14 protein-coding genes are annotated in these 14992 nt (G+C 73.1%); 9 read left to right on the forward strand and 5 right to left on the reverse strand.

Annotated features, from left to right (window positions below):
• On the reverse strand, positions 1–1153 hold a 1153-nt coding region (locus tag AB0910_RS16810), incomplete at its 3' end, for a family 20 glycosylhydrolase (RefSeq protein WP_366745355.1).
• Between the two features lie 396 nt (positions 1154–1549).
• Between AB0910_RS16810 and AB0910_RS16815 the strand changes: the two genes are divergently transcribed.
• The 6 genes from AB0910_RS16815 (at position 1550) to AB0910_RS16840 (ending at position 6396) form a co-directional block, all read left to right on the forward strand.
• Positions 1550–2164: a 2-oxo-4-hydroxy-4-carboxy-5-ureidoimidazoline decarboxylase gene (locus tag AB0910_RS16815; RefSeq protein WP_366745356.1), complete on the forward strand. Its 615-nt coding sequence runs from the start codon at positions 1550–1552 to the stop codon at positions 2162–2164.
• Positions 2165–2369: 205 nt separating this feature from the next.
• A complete protein-coding gene (sdhC, locus tag AB0910_RS16820; protein WP_345651540.1) occupies positions 2370–2750 on the forward strand; it encodes a succinate dehydrogenase, cytochrome b556 subunit in 381 nt (126 codons plus the stop codon).
• A gap of 6 nt (positions 2751–2756) precedes the next feature.
• A complete protein-coding gene (locus AB0910_RS16825; protein WP_366745357.1) occupies positions 2757–3245 on the forward strand; it encodes a succinate dehydrogenase hydrophobic membrane anchor subunit in 489 nt (162 codons plus the stop codon).
• Between the two features lie 20 nt (positions 3246–3265).
• Complete coding sequence (sdhA, locus tag AB0910_RS16830; protein ID WP_366745358.1) at positions 3266–5020, forward strand: succinate dehydrogenase flavoprotein subunit; 1755 nt, start codon at positions 3266–3268, stop codon at positions 5018–5020.
• Positions 5020–5802, forward strand: coding sequence for a succinate dehydrogenase iron-sulfur subunit (locus AB0910_RS16835; RefSeq protein WP_366745359.1), 783 nt, complete (start codon positions 5020–5022; stop codon positions 5800–5802). Before sdhA ends, AB0910_RS16835 begins: the two co-directional genes overlap by 1 nt.
• Positions 5803–5928: 126 nt before the next feature.
• On the forward strand, positions 5929–6396 hold the full coding sequence (locus tag AB0910_RS16840; RefSeq protein WP_366745360.1) for a hypothetical protein: 468 nt from the start codon (positions 5929–5931) through the stop codon (positions 6394–6396).
• Positions 6397–6423: 27 nt separating this feature from the next.
• Here AB0910_RS16840 and AB0910_RS16845 read toward each other — a convergent pair whose 3' ends face one another.
• On the reverse strand, positions 6424–7638 hold the full coding sequence (locus tag AB0910_RS16845; protein ID WP_366745361.1) for a VWA domain-containing protein: 1215 nt from the start codon (positions 7636–7638) through the stop codon (positions 6424–6426).
• A gap of 401 nt (positions 7639–8039) precedes the next feature.
• Here AB0910_RS16845 and AB0910_RS16850 point away from each other — a divergent pair, with 401 nt between their 5' ends.
• The gene (locus AB0910_RS16850; RefSeq protein ID WP_366745454.1) at positions 8040–8732 is read left to right on the forward strand and encodes a TetR family transcriptional regulator; all 693 of its coding nucleotides are present in this window, start codon (positions 8040–8042) and stop codon (positions 8730–8732) included.
• 55 nt (positions 8733–8787) lie between these two features.
• On the opposite strand, the gene AB0910_RS16855 is transcribed toward AB0910_RS16850, so the two are convergent.
• Positions 8788–10341 (reverse strand): ABC transporter substrate-binding protein, encoded by a 1554-nt coding sequence (locus tag AB0910_RS16855; protein ID WP_366745362.1) that lies wholly within the window; start codon positions 10339–10341, stop codon positions 8788–8790.
• Positions 10342–10698: 357 nt separating this feature from the next.
• Complete coding sequence (locus tag AB0910_RS16860; protein WP_366745363.1) at positions 10699–10959, reverse strand: hypothetical protein; 261 nt, start codon at positions 10957–10959, stop codon at positions 10699–10701.
• Positions 10960–11068: 109 nt separating this feature from the next.
• On the opposite strand from AB0910_RS16860, the gene AB0910_RS16865 reads away from it, so the two are divergent.
• Positions 11069–12301, forward strand: a complete 1233-nt coding sequence (locus tag AB0910_RS16865; protein WP_366745364.1) for a D-alanyl-D-alanine carboxypeptidase — start codon at positions 11069–11071, stop codon at positions 12299–12301.
• Positions 12302–12365: 64 nt separating this feature from the next.
• Here the strand turns inward: AB0910_RS16865 and AB0910_RS16870 are convergent, their stop codons facing one another.
• Positions 12366–13349, reverse strand: coding sequence for a YihY/virulence factor BrkB family protein (locus AB0910_RS16870; protein ID WP_366745365.1), 984 nt, complete (start codon positions 13347–13349; stop codon positions 12366–12368).
• 139 nt (positions 13350–13488) lie between these two features.
• Between AB0910_RS16870 and AB0910_RS16875 the strand changes: the two genes are divergently transcribed.
• Positions 13489–14958 carry an FAD-binding oxidoreductase gene (locus AB0910_RS16875; protein ID WP_366745366.1) on the forward strand — a complete coding sequence of 490 codons (1470 nt, stop codon included), beginning with the start codon at positions 13489–13491 and terminating at the stop codon, positions 14956–14958.
• The last annotated feature ends 34 nt before the right edge of the window (positions 14959–14992 follow it).

The following is a 14992-nucleotide window of genomic DNA, read 5'->3' on the forward strand; positions in this document are numbered from 1 at the left end:
AGACCTTGGGCTTCTTGCCGAGCTTCTCGACGACGGCGGCCCGCGCGTTGATCCAGTCGGTCGCGAGGTCCTGGACGGTCGCGTTCTGCCCGTACTTCTTGCGGGCGGCCGCGGCCAGCTGCGGGAACTTCGTCTGCGGGTCGGACGCGGTGAGCGCCAGGTACTCGTCGCCTCCGATGTGCCAGTACGGGCCGGGGAACAGCTTCGCGTACTCCGTCAGCAGCTGGTCGACGATCTTCGCGGACTGAGGGTTCGAGATGTCGACCGCGCCCTGGTACGTGGTCCCCGAGGCGTTGCGCAGCTGGATGCCCGGGTGCTGGTGGATGACCGACGCGAGGTGTCCCGGCGAGTCGATCTCCGGGACGATCGTGATGTGCAGCCGCGTGGCGAGCGCGATGATCTGCTTGGTCTGCGCGGTCGTCAGGTGCTGCGCAGAGACCACCTCGGGGTGGCTGCTGGACGCGATCCGGAAGCCCTGGTCGTCGGAGAAGTGCAGGCCGAGCTCGTTGAGCTTGAGGTCGGCCATCTCGCGCAGCCGCGCCTCGATCCAGCTCGCCGGGTAGAACTTGCGTGCGATGTCGAGGTTGAGGCCGCGTTCGGGCTTCGCCGGCCGGTCGTGCACGACGCCCTCGGGCATGTCGCCCGAGGCCCGCACCGACTGCTTGAGGGTGCGGGTGCCGTAGAAGACGCCGGACTGGTCGGGGCCCTTGATGACGACCCGGCCGCCGCTGGTGGTGAGGGTGTACGACTCGGCGGCGCCGCTCCCGCCGAGCGCGAGCTCCACGTCGCCGGGGCGCGCCGCCGCGGTCCCCCGGTAGTGGATCTTCAGCTCCTCGGCGATGAGCTGCGCCTCGTCCGTGAGCCCCTGTCCCGCGCTCCCCGAGGCCACCACGACGCCGCTCGACGGGGTCGGCCGCCAGCCGGGGCCGTGGGCGGCGGTGAACTGCCGCACGGACGGGACGGTGCGCGGCGCGCTCGACAGCGGGTAGCTGCGGGTCGGCGTGGGGGTCGCCGCGGCCGCGGTCCTGGACGGCGCGGGCGAGGACCCGGTGCTCTGCGCGCCGGACGAGCCGCCCTGGCACGCGGTGAGCGCCAGCGCGCCTGCCGCGACGGCCGCCGTCGCGGCGCCGAGTGTGCTGCGCGGTTGCCTCATGATCCTGGCTCCTCCTGTGCCGCCGGGTGGTGCCTGAGCGGCCGTCGCGGGGGCCGCGCCTCGGGGCCTGCCGGCCCTTCGGACGGGCAGTCCTGGTGCGAACCTGCCACGCCGGCGTCCACGCCGCATGTCGAAACTTCTTCGTACGAGTGAAAGAGTGTGCGCGAACCGGTCGACTTCCCGCGCGCCCGCTAGGGTCTTTCGTCTGGATCAGGGCGGATCAGGGAGCGGGGTCCGGTGCCGTGGATCGCAAGGCGGAGGAGGGAGCCATGGCGGAGCCATGGCGACCGACGACAACGCCGCGAGGCGCGGCACCGGGGCACGCGAGCCCGCCATGATCCAGACGAGAGACCCTGGCGTCGGGGCACCGCACCGGTCGTCGCCACCGAGATGAGCATGTCCCCGGCCGTATCCCACGACGCGTACGAGGAGCCTCCCCTGCTGTCCCGCGAGGAGTCAGGGCTGCGCCGCTTCAACGGCGCTCCCGCAGACACCGCCCACGAGGCCCTGCTCGGGTGCTGCGGCAGCGAGCGGTGGGCCCGCAGGGTCGCCGCCCACCGACCGTACCCCGATGTCGCGGCCCTGCTCGCCGCCGCCGACGAGGCGGTCTACGACCTCTCCCCCGCCGACCTCGGGCAGGCGCTGGCCGCGGAGTCCGCGGCCGACCGCTGCTCCCGCCTGTCGGGGGCCGAGGTGCCGCAGGCCGCGCTGACCGCCCTGCGGGCCGCGTTCGCCGCGTACGAGGCGAGCTTCGGCCACACCTTCGTGATCAGCCTTGCGGGGCGGGCCCCCGACGAGTACCTGGACCAGGTGCTCGCGGGCGTGCGGGCGCGGCTCGGCAACGACCCGGAGGAGGAGCGCGCGGTGGCCAGGGACGAGCTGCGCGGCCTCGCCCGTACCCGCCTCGCTGCGCTGGTGGCGCGACACGCGGGGCCCGAGGAAGACCCCGGGGGTCGGGCGCCGACGGTCCCGGCGCCCGGAAGGTCGCCCGAAATGCCGGGGAAGCGGTGAATCGCCCCTGCTCCGGTAGCCCGTCCGTGGCTGTTTGACTGCGGGTTCGATCACACCGGCGACCCCCGGGCGAGCCGACCGACAACTCGTCGCTAACATGGCCGGGGCCGGTGGACCGTACCCGGCCGGGCGCGACCGACACCACTGTGCTTGACCAAGTAAAAGATGGCGGCCGGCCCCGATCCCCGCTTCCGGAGGGTTTTCCGTGCCGGCTGGAACGTTGTACCGCGGCCGGGAAGGCATGTGGTCCTGGGTGGCTCACCGAGTCACCGGTGTCCTCATCTTCTTCTTCCTGTTCGTACACGTGCTGGACACCGCTCTCGTCCGTGTCTCCCCCGAGGCCTACGACCACGTCGTAGCGACCTACAAGAACCCTGTCGTCGCGGTGCTTGAGTACGGCCTGGTGGCCGCCATCCTCTTCCACGCACTGAACGGCCTGCGCGTGATCGCCGTGGACTTCTGGTCCCAGGGCCCGCGCTACCAGAAGCAGATGCTGTGGTCCGCGGTGGTCCTGTGGCTGGTGCTGATGATCGGCGCCCTGTACCCCGTGCTCGGCCACGCATTCCGTCAAGTGTTCGGGAGCTAGAGACCCATGTCCGCAGACACCACCTCAGCGGCCGGCTCCGGGATCGGCGAGGTCGAGGGCGCGAGCCTGTTCGACGCCGACCACCCGGCCCCCGTCATCGAGCCGCCCCGCGCCCGCACCCGCAAGACGCCCAAGTCGACCCGCGGCAACTTCGAGATGGCCGCCTGGCTGTTCATGCGGCTCTCCGGCGTGGTCCTCGTCGTCCTGGTCCTCGGCCACCTGCTGATCCAGCTCGTGCTCGACGGCGGCGTCTCCAAGATCGGCTTCGCCTTCGTGGCGGGCCGCTGGGCCAACCCGTTCTGGCAGATCTGGGACCTGGCGATGCTGTGGCTCGCCATGCTGCACGGCTGCAACGGTCTGCGTACCGTGGTCAACGACTACGCGGAGCGCCACGCCACCCGCATGTGGCTGAAGGGCCTGCTCTACGCGGCCACCATCTGGACCGTCCTGCTGGGCACGCTGGTGATCTTCACCTTCGACCCGAACATCCGCTAGAGCCGGGGCTGACGACACCCATGAAGATCCACAAGTACGACACCGTCATCGTCGGCGCAGGCGGCGCCGGGATGCGCGCGGCCATCGAGTCGACCAAGCGCAGCAGGACCGCCGTCCTGACCAAGCTGTACCCGACCAGGTCCCACACCGGTGCGGCGCAGGGCGGCATGGCCGCCGCGCTCGCCAACGTGGAGGACGACAACTGGGAGTGGCACACCTTCGACACGATCAAGGGCGGCGACTACCTGGTCGACCAGGACGCCGCCGAGATCCTCGCGAAGGAGGCCATCGACGCCGTCCTCGACCTGGAGAAGATGGGCCTGCCCTTCAACAGGACGCCCGAGGGCAACATCGACCAGCGCCGCTTCGGCGGGCACTCCCGCAACCACGGCGAGGCCCCCGTACGCCGCTCCTGCTACGCGGCCGACCGCACGGGCCACATGATCCTCCAGACGCTGTACCAGAACTGCGTCAAGGAGGGCGTGGAGTTCTTCAACGAGTTCTACGTGCTCGACCAGATCATGGTCGAGGTCGACGGGGTGAAGCGGTCGGCGGGCGTCGTCGCCTACGAGCTGGCGACCGGCGAGATCCACATCTTCCAGTCGAAGGCCGTGATCTACGCGTCCGGCGGCAGCGGCAAGTTCTTCAAGGTCACCTCCAACGCGCACACCCTCACCGGTGACGGCCAGGCGGCCTGCTACCGGCGCGGCCTGCCGCTTGAGGACATGGAGTTCTTCCAGTTCCACCCGACGGGCATCTGGCGCATGGGCATCCTGCTCACGGAGGGCGCCCGCGGCGAGGGCGGCATCCTGCGCAACAAGGACGGCGAGCGCTTCATGGAGAAGTACGCGCCCGTCATGAAGGACCTCGCGTCCCGCGACGTCGTCTCGCGCTCCATCTACACGGAGATCCGCGAGGGCCGCGGCTGCGGTCCCGCCGGCGACCACGTCTACCTGGACCTGACCCACCTGCCGCCGGAGCAGCTCGACGCCAAGCTGCCCGACATCACCGAGTTCGCGCGCACGTACCTCGGCATCGAGCCCTACACGGACCCGATCCCGATCCAGCCGACCGCGCACTACGCGATGGGCGGCATCCCCACCAACGTGATGGGCGAGGTGCTCGCCGACAACACCACGGTGGTGCCCGGCCTGTACGCGGCGGGCGAGGTCGCCTGCGTCTCGGTGCACGGCGCGAACCGCCTCGGCACCAACTCGCTGCTCGACATCAACGTCTTCGGCCGCCGCTCGGGCATCGCGGCCGCCGAGTACGCCGCGAGCCACGACTTCGTGGAACTCCCCGACAATCCGGAGGAGTTCGTCCTCGGGCAGGTCGAGCGGCTGCTGTCGTCGACGGGCAAGGAGCGCGTCTCCGTGCTGCGGGGCGAGCTCCAGGAGTGCATGGACGCCAACGTGATGGTCTTCCGCACCGAGCAGACCATCAAGACGGCGGTCGAGCGGATCGCCGAGCTGCGCGAGCGCTACCAGAACGTGGCGGTCCAGGACAAGGGCAAGCGCTTCAACACGGACCTCCTGGAGGCCATCGAGCTGGGCAACCTGCTCGACCTGGCCGAGGTGATGGCCGTGTCCGCGCTGGCCCGCAAGGAGTCGCGCGGCGGTCACTACCGCGAGGACTTCCCCAACCGCGACGATGTGAACTTCATGCGCCACACGATGGCGTACCGCGAGGTCGGCGACGACGGCAGCGAGTCCATCAGGCTCGACTACAAGCCGGTCGTCCAGACCCGCTACCAGCCGATGGAGCGTAAGTACTGATGGCTACCCCGACCATGGACCGGGTGGAGTCGGACTCCGCCGCCTCCGCGCACCTGCTCACCGTCACGTTCCGGATCCGCCGCTTCAACCCGGAGGTCTCCGACGAGGCGCAGTGGCAGGACTTCCGGATCGACATCGACCCGAAGGAGCGCGTGCTCGACGGGCTCCACAAGATCAAGTGGGAGCTCGACGGGTCGCTGACCTTCCGCCGCTCCTGCGCGCACGGCGTCTGCGGCTCCGACGCCATGCGGATCAACGGCAAGAACCGGCTCGCCTGCAAGACGCTGATCAAGGACATCGTCTCGCTGGACAAGTCGGGCGCCGCCGCCAAGCCCATCACGATCGAGGCCATCAAGGGCCTGACCGTCCTCAAGGACCTGGTCGTGGACATGGAGCCGTTCTTCCAGGCGTACCGCGACGTGATGCCGTTCCTCGTCACCACGGGCAACGAGCCGACGCGCGAGCGCCACCAGTCGGCCGAGGACCGCGAGCGGTTCGACGACACCACCAAGTGCATCCTGTGCGCGGCGTGCACGTCGTCCTGCCCGGTGTTCTGGAACGACGGGCAGTACTTCGGCCCTGCCGCGATCGTCAACGCGCACCGCTTCATCTTCGACTCGCGTGACGAGGCCGGGGAGCAGCGCCTGGAGATCCTCAACGACCGCGACGGCGTGTGGCGTTGCCGTACGACCTTCAACTGCACGGACGCCTGCCCGCGCGGCATCGAGGTCACGAAGGCGATCCAGGAGGTCAAGAGGGCGCTCATCACGCGCCGTTTCTGACCCGCTCGTTCGCTCCCGAGCACCGCGCCCGCCCCCTCGTGCACCGCACGCGGGGGCGGGTCTCTTCTGTGCCAGGATCGACGCACGCAGATCGTGGTCGAGGCCGCATGGGGAGGCGGAAGAGGCATGAGCGAGCCCAACCCGTACGCGAACGACGGGCAGGGGCAGGGCGGTTGGCCCGGCCTCTGGGAGGCGGAGCACCCCTGGGAGCCGCCGGGCGGGCGGGAGCCGACGGCGCTCGCGGGCGGCTCGACGCTGGTCGCGATCGGCGACATCACCGTGCTGAACACCGGCCGGATCGTGACGCCTTCCGGCACGCTGCCGCTGCACGGCGCGGTGTGGAGCGCGATGGACATGTCCCGCACCGAGGAGCGCGTCCCGCCGTACGCGATCGTCCTCGCCGCGGTGTTCTTCGTCTTCTGCCTCCTCGGGCTGCTGTTCCTGCTGGTGAAGGAGCGGACCACCACCGGCTTCGTGCAGGTCACCGTGGTCAGCGCGGGGCGGCACCACTCGACGGTCGTCCCGGTCACCCACCCGGCCACGGTCCCGCACGTGCGGGGGCAGCTCAGGTACGCGCGCTCGCTCAGCGCCTGAGCGGGCCCGCCGCGGGCGGGGCCCGCCTCAGCCGGGCACGCCCGTGCGGCGCGCCGCCGCCAGCCACCCGGAGAAGGCGCACAGCAGCCGGTCGTACAGCTCCGCGTCGGTCGTGCGGCAGACGTCGTCGAGCGCGAAGAAGCCGGCGTTGGGCAGGCGGCCGCCGCCCGGCGCGCCGAGCCCGGGCAGCACGCCGTAGTCGGCGGCCCTGCCGAGGCCGACGAACTGCCAGAAGACCGGCTCCGCCACGGCCTCGCGCAGCTGCCGCTCGATCTCGGGGCCCCGGCGCACGCCGCCGCCCGTGACGAGGACGACGAGCGTCGGCACGGGTGCGGCCTCCCGCCGCAGCCGCGCCCGCACCTCGGCGACGGCCCGGTGCGTCTCGTTGTGCACGCCGACGCAGCGCATGTCGATCTGCCCGGGGCGCAGCCCGCGGCGGCGGCGCCGCGGGCTGCCGAGGAACGCGAGCTGCCCGGGGCGCACATGGAGCCGCAGCCACTGCGGCAGCTCGCCGGGTACGCAGTCGGGCAGCCGCGCGGGGTGGGTCGCGAAGGTCCAGGCACGCAGCCGTCCGCCGCCGAGCACGGCGGCCGCCGCCGCGACGCGCTCCACCACGTCGGCGACCGCACCGCGCGCGTACAGCGGGGACATCGTCCTGGAGGCGTCGAGGACGAGCGCGACCCCGGCCCGGGCGCCCGGGGCGCCGTAGGTGCGCAGGCTCATGGCCGCCTGCTCGGTGCGCGCGGCGAGCCTGCGCCGCAGCGCGGGCGGCAGGCACTCGGCGCCGCTGCCGAGGCACTCGGCGCCCGGCGGCCCGCCCTGCGCGGGCACCCGCGGCTGCGCGGCGTGCGGCCCCGCGGCAGACAGCGCACGGAAGGCCCAGCTGCTGCCCGCGCGGTAGAGCTCGCCGCCCGCGTGCGGGCCGTCCCCCGCGACCGCGACCGCCGCGAGCTCGGCGGCGTCGTCGGCCCGCAGGATGCGCAGCAGCGCCCCGGGCGCCCGGTCGGTCTCCGGTACGCGGAACAGCACGCGCTCGACCGCGGCGGGCAGCGCCCGCAGGTCCACGGCGCCGCCCCGGCCGCCGCCCGCCGGCCTGCCTGCGGCGGTGAGCAGCAGCGCGGGCACGCCGGCGCCGGCCCCGCGGGGCGCGGCGGCGCCGCCGCCCGCCGCGGTCAGCTCGGCGCGTACCGCCGTCGCTGCGAGCGGGACCGGGGCGCCCTCGGCGGGGGAAGCGGAAGCCATGCCGCACAGTGTGCCGCGCGAGGGGCACTCTCCGTAAGCGCGGGGACCCGGGTGTGCGCGCCGGCCGCCAGAACGGCCGGTTGTGGCGGCCCTGTTCAGGCCGGGGCGAAGCGAGCCGCGTGACCCGCACGGGCGCGCCACCCGGCGGGTCCACGACCGGGGTGCCGGCGGCCTGCGGTGGCCCGCCGCGGTGACCGGGAACCGGTGGGGGCGGCCGCCCGCCGGCCCGCCCCCACCGACCGACGCCACCGGCCGGCTCTCCGGGCGGACGCGGTCCGTGCGGCGGCACTCCCTAGGCTGGTCGCGTGACGGACGAGAACCACACCGCCGACCGGGGCGCGGCCGCGCGCGGCACCGACGGGACCGGGCGCAGGGCCCCCAAGAGCGAGCAGACGCGCACCCTGATCCTGGAGACGGCGCTGCGCCTGTTCCAGGAGCGCGGGTACGACAGGACCACGATGCGCGCCATCGCCGCAGAGGCGGGCGTCTCGGTCGGCAACGCGTACTACTACTTCTCGTCCAAGGAGCACCTCGTCCAGGGCTTCTACGACCGGATCGCCGCGCAGCACAGGGAGGCCGTCGTGCCGGTGCTCGCCCGGGAGACGGGCCTCCAGGAGCGGCTCGGGGGCGTGCTGCGCGCGTGGCTCGACATCGCCGAGCCCTACCACCGGTTCGCCGGGCAGTTCTTCAAGAACGCGGCGGACCCTGACAGCCCGCTCAGCCCCTTCTCGCCCGAGTCCGCGCACGCGCGCGAGGCCGCGATCGCGGTGCACCGGGAGGTGCTCGCCGGCTCCCGCACCCGGGTGCCTGACGATCTCGCGGACGCGCTGCCCGAGCTGATGTGGCTGGCGCAGATGGGGCTCGTGCTGTTCTGGGTCTTCGACCGCTCCCCCGGCGCCGCGCGCTCCCGCAGGCTCGCAGGACGCGGCGCGCGGCTGACCGCGCGGGGCATCGCGCTGTCCCGCTTCCGGGTGCTGCGTCCGCTGGTGCGCGAAGTCCAGGAGCTGTGCGCGGACTTCCTGCCGGGCATGGCCCGGGCCGCCGCAGCGCGCGGCGGGCGCGCGGCGGGCGGCACCGGCCGCGAGGCGCCCTGAGCGGCCCCGCCCTGCGGGCGGACGGAGCCCGGGACGCCCGGGCTGCCCAGGGCCGTCAGATGCGGCCGAGCTCCCACAGCCGCCAGATGCCGGTGCCGTCCGAGAGGTACTGGGAGCCGGTGATGTTCTCCGCGCTCAGCACGTAGTCCTTCTTCTGCCACAGCGGCAGCAGCGGCACGTCGTCGGCGACGGCCTGCTGCACCGCCTTGAAGTCGTCGGACGCCTGGCCGCGCTGCGAGTACTTCTGCGTCGCCGTGATCAGGCTGTTCACCTTGGCGTTCGCGTAGTCGTTGTGGAAGGTGTTGTCGCTGCCCACGAGCGGCGCCACGAAGTCGTCGGGGTCCGGGTAGTCCGGCAGCCAGCCGATGGTGTACGCGTCGAAGTCGCCGTCCGCGTACCCCTTCTGGAAGGCCGCCCACTCCTTGCTGACGACCTTCACCTTGAACAGGCCCGTGGCCTCGAGCTGGCGTTTGATCTCCGCGGACTCGGGCGCCGCCGAGCCGCTCGGCGAGTACGCGAGGGTGAAGGCGACCGGCGTGTGCACCCCGGCGTCCGCGAGCAGCGACCTGGCCTTGGCCGGGTCCGGCTTCGGGTACGTGTCGAAGAAGGCGGTGCTGTGCGAGGTGATGCCCTGCGGGACCAGCGAGTAGAGCGGCTCGACCGTCGAGTCGTACACGTTCGCGGTGATCTTGTTGCGGTCGATCACTTCGGCGACGGCCTTGCGCACCGCGGCGCTCCCCATCGGGGAGCTCCCCCGGACGTTGAAGACCATGTTGCGGATCTCGGCGCTCGCGGCCTCCGTGACGTGCATGTCGTCGGAGCTCGCGTCGACCTTCGCCACGACAGAGGGCGGCATCTGCCGGTGCGTGACGTCGATCTTCTTGTCCTGCCAGGCCGCGTTCAGGTCGTCGGGCGTCTTGAAGTAGTCGACGTCCACGGGGCCGCCGGTGTCGCCGACGGCACCGACGTACTCCGGGTTGGGCACGAGCGTCGCCGACGTACCGGGCTTGTACGCCTTGAGCAGGTACGGGCCCGAGCCGACAGCGGTCTGGCCGCCGCGCAGCCGGTCCGCCGGGTACTGGCGGCTGTCGACGATGGCGCCCGCGCCGGTCGCGAGCTTGGAGGGGAACGTCGCGTCGGGCGTCTTGAGGTGGAAGGTGACGGTCATGCCGTGCGCCTCGACGGACTTCATCGTGGACAGCAGCGACCAGGGGCCCTGCGGGTTCTTGATGTGCACGACGCGGTTGATCGAGAACGCCACGTCGGCGCCGGTCATCTCGTCCCCGTTGGAGAACGTGATGCCCTTGCGGAGCGTGCAGCTGTACGTCAGCAGGCCGGTGCCCTCGAAGCCGCAGCGCCGCGCGGCGTCCCCGGTGGGGACGGTCGAGCTGGGCTTGAAGGTCAGCAGCGACTGGTAGATGTTGTTGAACAGGGCCCAGGAGCCCGCGTCGTACGCGCCCGCGGGGTCGAGCGAGCTGACGATGTCCGTCGTGCCGACCGTGATCGGCTTCTCCCCGTCGCCACCGGACGGCAGGAGCTGCCACCCGCCCACGCCGATGATCGCGAGCACGACGCAGGTAACCAGTATTCGGAGACGGATCGACCGCATGTTCGCTGTGCCCCTCGTATGTCACGCCCACCCCGGACCGCGACGGCGTCACCCAATCACACGCACTTCGCAAGGGAAAGTAACGATTGGGTACAACGGGCGGCGGTCGGGTCACTTGCACGGCCGCGGCCCCGGCCTCCGGCCGAAACGTGACACGTCCGTATCCGTCCGCATCATGCCGTGGTCACGCCGACTCCACAACCGTCGCGCAGCCACCATCGACCCACCGCGCCCGCCCGGCCCCGGGCCGTGACGCCGCCCCCGCGGACACGGGCCCCCGCGCTCGCGGGCCGCACCCCTGGGCGCCAGGGGGCGGTGATCACAACTCCTTCACAACCCCGCCGGGGTGACCCCGCGTCAGTCGCGGGCGGCCGGGGCGGTCCCGGCCCTCAGGGCGCGCAGGCCGCGGAACCCGATGGCGCCGATCGCCGTCCCCAGGAGAAAGGACGCGATGGCGAGCAGCAGGTGGACCCAGAAGTAGGCGGTCGGCCGGCCCGCGTCGTCGAAGGCGAGGCCGCTGCCGTCCTGCCACAGGTTTTTCGCGAAAGTGATCCAGATGAACCAGCTCCAGACACCGAAGGCGAGCAGGAACCAGGACACCGGGCGGCTGAGCTTCATGGCTCCAGTATCGCCGCCCGCGCGCGGGGCCCTCGGCCGGGGGCGCGGCGGGTGGTCCTCGTCACCTCGGCCGTCGAAACCCCTGGCGGTGCCCTGTACGTTTTCGGTCGTGTCTGCTGTGAAGAAGTCCGCGGTCGCCGCCGTGTGCGCCGCCCTGCTGCCCGTGTTCGCCGTGGCCCCCGCGTGGGCGGCCGCGGGGGACGGCACCCATGAGTCCAAGCCGCCGAGTCCGCCCGCGCGGATGTCCCGGGTGGGCGGGGCGCGCCTCGGGCTGCCGGGGACCCAGGTGGCCGCGGCGGCCGGGGTGCCCGCGCTGCCGAAGAAGCTGACGGCGAGGTCGTGGATCGTCTCGGACGCGGAGACGGGGGACGTGCTGGCCGCGCACAACGCGCACTGGCGGCTGCCGCCCGCCTCGACGCTGAAGATGCTGTTCGCCGACACGCTGCTGCCGAAGCTCCCGAGCACCGAGGAGCACCGGGTCGCCTCGGCCGACCTGGAGGGGATGGGCGCGGGCAGCAGCCTGGTGGGGGTCAAGGAGGACCAGACGTACTCGGTGCGCGACCTGTGGCTCGGGGTGTTCCTGCGCTCGGGCAACGACGCGGTCCACGTGCTGGCGGCGATGAACGGTGGCGTGGCGGACACGGTGAAGGAGATGCAGCAGCACGCGGACGGCCTCCAGGCGCTCGACACGCATGTCGTCACGCCCGACGGCTACGACCGGCCGGGGCAGGTCTCCAGCGCGTACGACCTGAGCCTGTTCGCGCGCTCCGGCCTGCAGAACAAGGACTTCCGGCAGTACTGCTCGACGGTGACGGCCCAGTTCCCGGGTGCGCAGCCGAAGAAGAAGGGCGCGAAGCGCGGGTCGTTCCAGATCCAGAACACGGACCGCCTGCTGACGGGCGCGGACGGCGTGACGCCGTACCCGGGGCTCGCGGGGGTGAAGAACGGCTACACCACGAACGCGGGCAACACCTACACGGGCGTGGCGGAGAAGAACGGGCGGGTCGTCCTCGTGACGGTGATGAACCCGTCGTCCAAGGAGCTCAACGCGGTCTACAAGGAGGCGTCGTCGCTGCTGGACTGGGGCTTCGCCGCGGACGGCAAGGTGGCGCCCGTGGGCAGGCTGGTGCCGCCGAAGTCGGCCGGTGACACCCGGCGGGCCGGCTCCTCGGCCGACCCGTCGCCCGGCGCGGCCTCGGGGCGGCCCGCGCAGGCCGCGGCCGCGCACGACGGCTCCGGGGTGGGGACGACGGCGCTGGCGATCGTCGGCGGTGTGCTGGTGGTCCTCGGGGCCGGCGGCTGGTTCGTCAACCGCCGCTGGCCGCGGCGCCCCGGCGCCTGAGCCGCCCGGAGGGGGCGGTGCGGCCGCCCCCCGAGGGACGCCCGTACGCGGGGCCGGGCGCGGCTCACCCCGCGGTCGAGCCGTGCGCGCCGCCCCCGGCGGGGGCGGGGCCCGCGTCGGCGGCGGCCTTCTCCTCGGCCTTGGCTCGCTCGCGTTCCTCCGCCTCGCGCCGGTTGAGCTCGACGCGGCTCGGCTCGCCCTTGCTCGGGGTGGCGGTCCAGGCGGCGCAGACCAGCAGGAGCTTGGCGGTGAAGTTGATCCAGAGCAGCAGCGCCACGGGCGTGCCGAACGCGCCGTACATGGACTTGCCCGCGACGCCCTTGATGTAGCCGCCGAGCAGGAGCTTGAGCACCTCGAAGCCGACCGCGCCGATGAGGGCGGCGACGACGAGGCGGCGCCTCTTCGGCTGCACGCGCGGCAGCAGCGTCAGGACGTACAGCAGGAGCAGGAAGTCCGCGAGTACGGCGATGAGCAGGGAGCCGCCCTGGAGGAGGACGCCGGTCGGGCCGTTCTCCGGGATGCCGAGGTGCTCGGCCGTCCAGCCGATCGCCGTGGAGCCGAGCCCCGAGGCGGCGAGCGAGGCGAGTCCGACCAGGCCGAGGCCGACGAGGACGAGGCCGTCCTTGGCCTTGAGCACGAGGGGGTTGCCCTCGGGCTTGTCGTCGAGTTCCCAGACCGCGCGCAGGCACTCGCGCATGTTGCCGATCCAGCCGATGCCGGTGAACAGCAGCAGCGCGCCGGCGACGAGGCCGACGGTGCCCGCGTTGTCGACGAGCGTCTGGACGTTGAGCTGGTCGGAGATGCCGGGGACCTGGTCGGAGATGCTCCGCTGGACGTGGTCGAGCTGGTCCTTGCTGAGCAGCGCGGCGCCGATCGCCGCGGCGACGGTGATCAGCGGGAACAGGGCGATGAAGCTGAGGAAGGTGATGGCCGCGGCCAGCCGCGACCAGTGCACCCGTTCGAGGGTCTCGTACGAGCGCCAGGCGTGTGTCCGCATCAACCGGGCGACGAACGGGCCGATGACGGGGAGTTTTTTCAGCCAGTCCATGAAGCAGATCTACCCCCGGATCGCGGAGACATCGGTTGCGTACGCGGCGGCACCGCACGATCCACCTGTTTATACGAGTACCGCGACTACCGCACGAATATGGGCATTACAGTCGCTACTGGGCTATACCGTCGCCCCTATGGCTGCCCAGACCCCTGACGCATCCCGCGCCGCACACGGCTCACGCGCCGCACTGCCGGATTTCGACTTCGGGTCGCTCACCGGGCGCGGCCGTACCGCGCCGACCACCTCGCTGCTCGCCCGCCCCCGCTCCTACGAGGAGGCGGCGGCCGCCCTGCGGGCGAGCGCGGCGCCTGACGGGCGGGGCGCGGTGGCGCGCGGCCTCGGACTCGCGCACGGCGACGCGGCGCGCAACGCGGGCGGCACCGTGCTCGACCTGACCGCGCTCGACCGGGTGCGCGCGGTCGACGCCGACGAGGGGCTCGTGGTGTGCGAGGCGGGGGTGCGGCTGCAGCGGCTCGCGCAGGCGCTGCTGCCGTTCGGCTGGTCGCTGCCCGTGCTGCCGGCCCTGCCCGCACCGCCGGGCTCGGGCGGGGCGACCGTGGGCGGCGCGCTCGCCGTGGACCTGCACGGGGGCGACCACGAGAGCGCGGGCTCGTTCTCCCGGCACGTGGTCTCGCTGCTGCTGCTCACCGCCGACGGCACCGTCCGCACGGTCGTGCCCGGCACGCCCCTGTTCGACGCCACGGCGGGCGGCCTCGGCCTGACGGGGGTGATCCTGTCGGCCACCGTGCGGCTGCGGCGGGTGTCGACCGCCCTGCTCGCCGTGGACACCGAGCGGGTCTCCGGCCTCGACGACGCGCTCTCCCGGCTGAGCCTGACCGGCCACCGCCACCGCGCGGCCACGGCGTGGCTCGACCTGCTCGCCCGGGGGCCCGCGCTCGGGCGGGGCGTGCTGACCCGGGCGCTGCACGTCCCGCTCGACGCGCTGCCGCCGCACGCCAGGGAGCCCTGCCCGGCGCCCGCCGGGCTGGTCTCGGGGGCGCTGCCGCCCGCGCTCGCCGCGCACGCGGCCCGGCTGCCCGCGCTGTCCGCCGCGCTGGTCCCCGACGGCCTGCTGGGCACCGGCGCGGCGCGTGCCCTGAACGCGCTGCGCTTTTGGGCCGCGCCGCGGCGCAGGAGCCGGCGGCTGCACCCGCTGGCCCGGCCGTTCGCGCCGCCGCCGCGGCTGGACCGCGCGTACGGCCGCAGCGGCTTCGTGCGGTACGAGTGCGCGGTCGGCAGCGGCCACGAGGACGCGCTGCACCGGATCGCCCGCGCGGTGGCGCGGCGCGGCCTCCCGGTGGCCGCCGCGGCGCTCCAGCGCCTCGGCGCCGAGGGCAGCGGCCTGCTGTCCTTCCCCCTCCCCGGCTGGGCCCTCGCGCTCGACATCCCCGCGAGCGCGCGGGGCCTCGGCCGGTTCCTCGACGAGCTGGACGAGGAGGTGGCGGGCGCGGGCGGCCGGGTGTGCCTGGCGCACGACGCGCGGCTGCGGCCCGACCTGCTCGCCGCCATGTACCCGCGCGTCGCGGAGTTCAGGGCGGCGCGTGCCGCGCTCGACCCCGCAGGCGTCCTCACCTCCGACCTCGCGCGCCGCCTGGCGCTCTGACTCCCGGCGGCCACGCCCCGGGCCGGCCGGGACC

Source organism: Streptomyces sp. NPDC047002, from assembly GCF_040704505.1.
Lineage (GTDB): Bacteria > Actinomycetota > Actinomycetes > Streptomycetales > Streptomycetaceae > Streptomyces.

Excerpts from the sequence above, each read along its gene's own strand:
- AB0910_RS16815 (WP_366745356.1), top strand. The coding sequence starts at position 1,550 with ATGTCCCCGGCCGTATCCCACGACGCGTACGAGGAGCCTCCCCTGCTG.
- AB0910_RS16825 (WP_366745357.1), top strand. The coding sequence starts at position 2,757 with ATGTCCGCAGACACCACCTCAGCGGCCGGCTCCGGGATCGGCGAGGTC.
- sdhA (WP_366745358.1), top strand. The coding sequence starts at position 3,266 with ATGAAGATCCACAAGTACGACACCGTCATCGTCGGCGCAGGCGGCGCC.
- AB0910_RS16835 (WP_366745359.1), top strand. The coding sequence starts at position 5,020 with ATGGCTACCCCGACCATGGACCGGGTGGAGTCGGACTCCGCCGCCTCC.
- AB0910_RS16840 (WP_366745360.1), top strand. The coding sequence starts at position 5,929 with ATGAGCGAGCCCAACCCGTACGCGAACGACGGGCAGGGGCAGGGCGGT.
- AB0910_RS16845 (WP_366745361.1), bottom strand. The coding sequence starts at position 7,638 with ATGGCTTCCGCTTCCCCCGCCGAGGGCGCCCCGGTCCCGCTCGCAGCG.
- AB0910_RS16855 (WP_366745362.1), bottom strand. The coding sequence starts at position 10,341 with ATGCGGTCGATCCGTCTCCGAATACTGGTTACCTGCGTCGTGCTCGCG.
- AB0910_RS16860 (WP_366745363.1), bottom strand. The coding sequence starts at position 10,959 with ATGAAGCTCAGCCGCCCGGTGTCCTGGTTCCTGCTCGCCTTCGGTGTC.
- AB0910_RS16870 (WP_366745365.1), bottom strand. The coding sequence starts at position 13,349 with ATGGACTGGCTGAAAAAACTCCCCGTCATCGGCCCGTTCGTCGCCCGG.
- AB0910_RS16875 (WP_366745366.1), top strand. The coding sequence starts at position 13,489 with ATGGCTGCCCAGACCCCTGACGCATCCCGCGCCGCACACGGCTCACGC.